The organism is Amycolatopsis rhizosphaerae (assembly GCF_007713715.1).
GTDB lineage: Bacteria > Actinomycetota > Actinomycetes > Mycobacteriales > Pseudonocardiaceae > Amycolatopsis_E > Amycolatopsis_E rhizosphaerae.
This window is the reverse complement of the sequence record NZ_VJWX01000500.1, coordinates 1-5,235: the sequence shown is the minus strand read 5'-3', so window position 1 is coordinate 5,235 and position 5,235 is coordinate 1. Positions and strand designations below refer to the sequence as shown.

8 protein-coding genes and 1 pseudogene are annotated in these 5,235 nt (G+C 69.5%); 5 read left to right on the top strand and 4 right to left on the bottom strand.

The features are described 5' to 3' along the window. Nucleotides 1-410: YbaB/EbfC family nucleoid-associated protein (locus FNH05_RS31590; RefSeq protein WP_246128056.1), on the bottom strand; the 410-nt coding region annotated here is incomplete at its 3' end. A 527-nt stretch (nt 411-937) separates the two neighbouring features. On the opposite strand from FNH05_RS31590, the gene FNH05_RS31585 reads away from it, so the two are divergent. From FNH05_RS31585 to FNH05_RS31575, 3 genes are read left to right on the top strand one after another with little or no spacing between them, the layout of a single operon-like run. Next, a complete protein-coding gene (locus tag FNH05_RS31585; RefSeq protein WP_144592509.1) occupies nt 938-1,780 on the top strand; it encodes an ESX secretion-associated protein EspG in 843 nt (280 codons plus the stop codon). A gap of 40 nt (nt 1,781-1,820) precedes the next feature. Further along, complete coding sequence (locus tag FNH05_RS31580; protein WP_144592508.1) at nt 1,821-2,204, top strand: type VII secretion target; 384 nt, start codon at nt 1,821-1,823, stop codon at nt 2,202-2,204. Then, nucleotides 2,201-2,692, top strand: coding sequence for a YbaB/EbfC family nucleoid-associated protein (locus tag FNH05_RS31575; RefSeq protein WP_144592507.1), 492 nt, complete (start codon nt 2,201-2,203; stop codon nt 2,690-2,692). Before FNH05_RS31580 ends, FNH05_RS31575 begins: the two co-directional genes overlap by 4 nt. 58 nt (nt 2,693-2,750) lie before the next feature. On the opposite strand, the gene FNH05_RS31570 is transcribed toward FNH05_RS31575, so the two are convergent. From FNH05_RS31570 to FNH05_RS31560, 3 genes are read right to left on the bottom strand one after another with little or no spacing between them, the layout of a single operon-like run. Further along, nucleotides 2,751-3,221 carry an OsmC family protein gene (locus FNH05_RS31570; RefSeq protein WP_144592506.1) on the bottom strand — a complete coding sequence of 157 codons (471 nt, stop codon included), beginning with the start codon at nt 3,219-3,221 and terminating at the stop codon, nt 2,751-2,753. Next, the gene (locus tag FNH05_RS31565) at nt 3,218-3,868 is read right to left on the bottom strand and encodes a GntR family transcriptional regulator (protein WP_144592505.1); all 651 of its coding nucleotides are present in this window, start codon (nt 3,866-3,868) and stop codon (nt 3,218-3,220) included. Before FNH05_RS31565 ends, FNH05_RS31570 begins: the two co-directional genes overlap by 4 nt. A gap of 53 nt (nt 3,869-3,921) precedes the next feature. Further along, complete coding sequence (locus tag FNH05_RS31560) at nt 3,922-4,296, bottom strand: hypothetical protein (protein ID WP_144592504.1); 375 nt, start codon at nt 4,294-4,296, stop codon at nt 3,922-3,924. 89 nt (nt 4,297-4,385) lie between these two features. Between FNH05_RS31560 and FNH05_RS31555 the strand changes: the two genes are divergently transcribed. Further along, on the top strand, nt 4,386-4,934 hold the full coding sequence (locus tag FNH05_RS31555; protein WP_144592503.1) for a Chromate resistance protein ChrB: 549 nt from the start codon (nt 4,386-4,388) through the stop codon (nt 4,932-4,934). A 31-nt stretch (nt 4,935-4,965) separates the two neighbouring features. Continuing rightward, nucleotides 4,966-5,235: pseudogene (locus FNH05_RS31550) on the top strand (phosphatase PAP2 family protein); the annotation flags it as partial.

The window sequence follows — 5,235 nt, the reverse complement described above, 5'->3', positions numbered from 1 at the left end:
GGCCGGGCGAAGGAAGCCGCTTCGGAGTCGGTGCCGTCGTCACCGTCTCCGGGATCGCGCGGCAGAAACTCCTCCAGGACCTCCATCGCGGCCGAATTCTCGCCGACCAGGCCACCGAAGGCCCCCGAAACCTGGGTGGCGACCTGCTTCTGCGCGGCACCCATGGTTTGCAGCACCAGCGCGGAAAGCGCTTCCGGCGGCCGCTGGTAGGCGCGGGGCCCGAAGGCGATGTTCGTCAGCGCTCCGGTCGCGCCCACGGTCACCGTCACCGCGCCGTCCGGGGACCGCACGGTCGCCGACGCGGTCCGGACAAGCTCCTGTACCTCTTCGGCCTTGGCCCTGATCTGTTCCAGCTCGGCGGCGAACTCGGCGATCGGGTCCGCACCGCCGGGCTGATCGATTTGTGTCAATTTCTGCCTTGTCCCCAGGGAAAGATGACTGGTGCGCGTGAGTACAGCACCGACTGTTGAACGCCAGGGGACAGCAGCGCCTCACCCAGATGAACGACACGAGCCAAGATCAAGATCGTCCGGAAGTCCCTCGAAAGCTGCCCGAGCGAACCTCGTCTCATCGTCCTGCCCGATCCGCTGTTCCACGACCGCTTCCTGCCGGGTCTCCAGTTGCTCGAGACCCATCTGGACGTCGTCGAGGTGGCCGGGCCCCCGGGACCACCGTCCGCCGCCGCCCCGCACCAGCCGTCCCGGTGTTTGCCCGAAAATGCCCTCTCCGATGGTCCGGGCGGACATTCTTTCCGCCCTGTGCCCGACACCACTGCGCCGCGGGAGCACCCCCAGGTGGCCCGCACCCGCCGCGGGGCGGGATAGTGATCGTGTCCGCGGCCCGCAATCCGCGCGCGGACCCGATCGGTCCTTTTCGGACACCGTGACCGGAAGGCCCCGCGGGCGCTCCGGGTAGCAGGAAGGTAACCTCTCCGCCGATGGCGAATCGGTTCGACTTCACACTGGACACCGTCGAGGCCAGCATCCTCGGCCGCGCGATGGATGTCGACGTCCGCCAGTTCCCCCTCCGCATCGGCAACACCACGCTGGATCCGGCGCGCTACGCCAGGCTGGGCAAGCAGGTGTACCTGGCGATGGAGGAGCGGGGGCTGTCCGTCTCCGGCGAGTTGCACAGCCAGGTCAGACTCGCCTTCGAACTACTGGGACGGCACCATCTCTCGGTCGCCGTCAGCGGCACGGACAAGCGCACCGGCGACATCGCGCTGCTGGCCGTCACCGACGGCGCCCAGGCACTGCTCATCGCGCAACTGGACGAAGAGAACGTCCTGCGCTGGGTGCTGTTCCCCGACGACGAACTGGTGAACGTCCTCGTCAGTGCCCTGCCCCAAACCCCGGCCGCCCCGGGCGGGCCGCTCACCGTGCGCCAGCAGGCGACCCGGGAGTTGTCCGCCATGGCGGCCCGCCGTCAGGCCGAGGAGGAGTTCGACGAAGAGGAGACCGAGGCGTTCGGTTCCCTTCAGGTCGGCGAGCTCGTCGAGCCCGGAACCGCCCCGCGCGGCTTCAGGGCCAGTGATGAAGAACTGCTGACCGAGGTCCTCTCCGCGCCCCGCCTCGGCGGAGGCTATTTCGTCGCCACCGGCCGCACCCGCCACGGGGAGCGCCGGACGGGCACTCCGCTCACCTGGCTCGACACCGAGGACGGGCGTTATCTGGTCGAGACCAGTACCGATCAGGGCGGTACGATGACCGCTCGCTACAGCCCGGCGACCAGCGCCCAGACGGCCGACGCCGTGCAACGGCTGATCTCCGAAGTCTACTGAGCAGTCCCAGAAAATCGGCAGTGAAGGAAAGGGGGGCGCGATGTCGTTCACGGTGGTACCCGACGAACTACGCGCGCATGCCAGCCATCTCGACGGTCTGGTGGACCGGCTCGACACCGCGGTCGCGGCGGCGAATCAGGTAGCGATGGACGACAAGGCCTACGGTGTGCTGTGCGCATTCCTGCCGCCCATCGTGCGTGCCGTCACGCAGAACGACGCCACCGACGCGCTCAAGGCCGCGGTGGACGGCATGAAGACCACCGCGGACAACGTCAGGACGGCGGCGGGCAGCTACGACGAACAGGACCAGACCAACGCCGCTCCCTTCGAAGCGCAGTTGCGGGAAGACGACACCACGGCGTCGACGCCAGCCCGGAACCCGCACTTGCGGTTCGGCGTGGTCGCCCGGGAGGCGGAAGCATGACGGCAGGAGGACTCGACGGCCTGATGCGCGACCCGGAACAGGCGGCGGCGAGCGTCGATGCCTGGGCGGAGGGACTGGCGGCCAAGGCCGACCGCTACCGCGCCGCGCAGGAGCGCACCGAAGAGATCCGGCTGTCCTCGGCCAACAATGACGGCTCGGTGCGGGTCACGGTACGCGCGGACGGCAGCATCACCGATCTGGCGCTCACCGGGCGTGCCCGGAGCATGCCGCTGGACGAGTTGTCCGCGCAGATCCTCACCACCATGCGGCGGGCGCAGGCCCGGATCGCCGACCGGGTCGGCGAGGTGCTGACCGAGGAGATCGGCGACGAGGACCCGCAGACGCACGCCATGATGGTGGACAACCTCCGCGTCCGGTTCCCCGACCTCGAGACGGACGAGGAACCGGACGAAGGCGAGGACGAGCCCCCGGCCACGGGGAAGGCGGCACCGGCTCCCGACGAGGACGACAACAACAACCCGTGGTGAGGTCACGCCCAGGGCCCCGGTAAAGCATTCCGGAGGTCCCGAAATCCGGCTTCCCGGTTCAGGGAAGCCGGATTTCGGGCACGGCCCGCACCGGGAAGTTCACCGAATTCGCCACGAAGCAGGTTTCGTGCGCGTCGTGGTGCAGTGCCGTCGCCTTGTCCACCATCGCGGCCTCGGTCACCGTCACCACCGGTGCCAGCACCACCTCGGTGAAATGCCCGCTGTGGCCCGCGGTTTCGCGCATCGTGCCCCGCGCGGCGTCCCGGTAACCGGTGACCACCACCCCGTTGCGGGCGCACAGGGAGAGGTAGGTCAGCATGTGGCACTGGGACAGCGCGGCGACCAGCAGGTCCTCGGGGTTCCACCGTCGCGGGTCGCCGCCGAAGGCCGGGTCGGAGCTGGCCTCGATGACGGGCTTGTCACCGGTCCGGACATCGTGGTCCCGGCGATAGGCGCGATAGGACGAGGTGCCGCTGCCGGTGTCGCCGGTCCACGTCACCGTGACCTCGTACTGGTGTTCCTTGTTCACGGCGCTTCCCCTTCGTTCGGGCCGAGCACGGCACGAGCCGTGGCGGCGATGTGGTCGCGGGCGCTCTCGGCGGCGGCCTCCGGGCGGCCGGCGGTGATGGCGGCGATCAGGGCGCGGTGTTCGCCGTCCACCCTGCCCGGCCCCTCGGGGGCGGTCAGCACCGCCCGCGTGGACACGATGATCTGGTCCCACACCCGGTCGAGCAGATCCAGCGCGAGCGGATTGCCTGCCAGCAGCGCGATCGCCCGGTGGAAGGCGCGATTGTGCCGGATCCCCTCGGTAAGGTCACCGGCCTTGCTCGCCTCGTCCGCCCGGTCCGCGCAGGCCACGAGACGGTTCAGCGCGGCAGGGGACAACTCCCCCGCCCGCTGACGGACCGCCGCCAGTTCCGCGGTCAGACCCTCTAGAGAAGCCCGGACGTGATAGGCGTCGCGCAACGCCTTCCGGTCCAGTTCCACCACCGTCACCCCGCGCCGCGCGCCCCGCACCAGGCCGTCGCTTTCCAGCCTCCGCAGGGCCTCCCGCACCGGCGTCCGGCTGACTTCGAGGCGTTCCGACAGGTCCTGTTCGGTGACCGGCCTGCCCGGGAGGTACACCCCGGAAACGATCAGCTCGCGCACCCGGTCGTAGACCGTCGCTGTCTGCATGCGACGGATACTATGTATACAAACCTTCTTCGTCCAGCCCTTTGGAGGAAGACTCAGAGAGTGACCACGTCGACGACGAGACTCGCGATCACCGCCAGGGCGCGCGTCTGGCGGTAGCGCCGGGCGTCAGCAGGGACGCGAAGGTCGGCGTAGACGGAGAGGAACAGGTAGGTCATCACCGGAGCGAGCCAGTCCGCGGCGGAAAAACCCGGCAGGCCATCGCTGTTGAGCTCGGGCATGTTCGCCGAAATCCGCCACAGGAACACCGAGACTCCCGCGAGGACGCCGACGGCCACCCGGTCTGCCCACGCCCCGCGTGGCAGGCGCCACAGCGCCGCGGCGAACGCGAGGACTCCGGTGACGACCGCCGTGACGGCGATCTGCCCAGAGGTGAAACTCCCCGCTGTCACCAGGGTTTCGGTACCCATGCCCGGAGCATAATCGGACGGAGCCCCCTTTTCCGGGGCGAATAGCACCGGATACAACCCTGGAAGTAACAGTTGCTACATTCAGCCGTGTGACCGACGCGAAACATGGCCGCTGGCTGGTGCTGGTGGTGCGGGTGCCCGCCGAACCCTCGCGACATCGGGTGGCGGTGTGGCGGGAACTTCGCCGCGTCGGCGCGCTGTCGCTGGGCCAGGGCATCTGGACCGTGCCGGACGTGCCCGGATTCACCGCCGGGGTGGACCGGGTGATCGAGCTGGCCCAGCGCGGCTCGGGCGAAGTGGTCGTGCTGGACGCGGCCGGTCGCGACGACAGGGACGCCACCCGGCTGGAGCAGTTGTTCACCGCGGAGCGGCAGGAGGAGTGGACGGAGTTCCTGGCCGACTGCGGCAAGTTCGAGGCCGAGATCGACAAGGAAATCCGCACCGCCAAGTTCACCCTGGCCGAACTCGAAGAAGAGGAGCAGAGCCTCGAACGGCTGCGCCGCTGGCACCGCGACCTGAAGGCGCGCGACGTGTTCGGCGCGCCGTCGGCGGCCGAAGCGGAGCTGCGGCTCGAGCGCTGCGCGCAGCGGCTGGCCGGCTACACCGAGCGGGTTTTCCAGGCCCTGCACCAGATGTGACCTCCCCCGCCGTCGAACCCCTGGACCGGAAATGAACCTCGACACACACCTGTTCCTGACCGTCAACGACTTCGCCAAGGCGACCGCCTGGCTGCACGGGGCCGTTTTCGGTTACGCCACCTACGGGATCGCGCTGTTCGCGGCGCTGCTGCTGGCCGGATGGTGGTCGGCGCGGCGGCGGGCGGACCCGGCGCGGATGGCGGCGGCGCTCTGGGCCCCGCTGGGGATGCTCCTCGCGCTCGGGCTCAACCAGCCGCTTTCGGCCGCGGTGGGCGAACCGCGCCCGTACTCCGCCCTGAGC

Coding starts and splice junctions, on each gene's coding strand:
- FNH05_RS31585 (WP_144592509.1), top strand. CDS start 938: ATGGCGAATCGGTTCGACTTCACACTGGACACCGTCGAGGCCAGCATC.
- FNH05_RS31580 (WP_144592508.1), top strand. CDS start 1,821: ATGTCGTTCACGGTGGTACCCGACGAACTACGCGCGCATGCCAGCCAT.
- FNH05_RS31575 (WP_144592507.1), top strand. CDS start 2,201: ATGACGGCAGGAGGACTCGACGGCCTGATGCGCGACCCGGAACAGGCG.
- FNH05_RS31565 (WP_144592505.1), bottom strand. CDS start 3,868: ATGCAGACAGCGACGGTCTACGACCGGGTGCGCGAGCTGATCGTTTCC.
- FNH05_RS31560 (WP_144592504.1), bottom strand. CDS start 4,296: ATGGGTACCGAAACCCTGGTGACAGCGGGGAGTTTCACCTCTGGGCAG.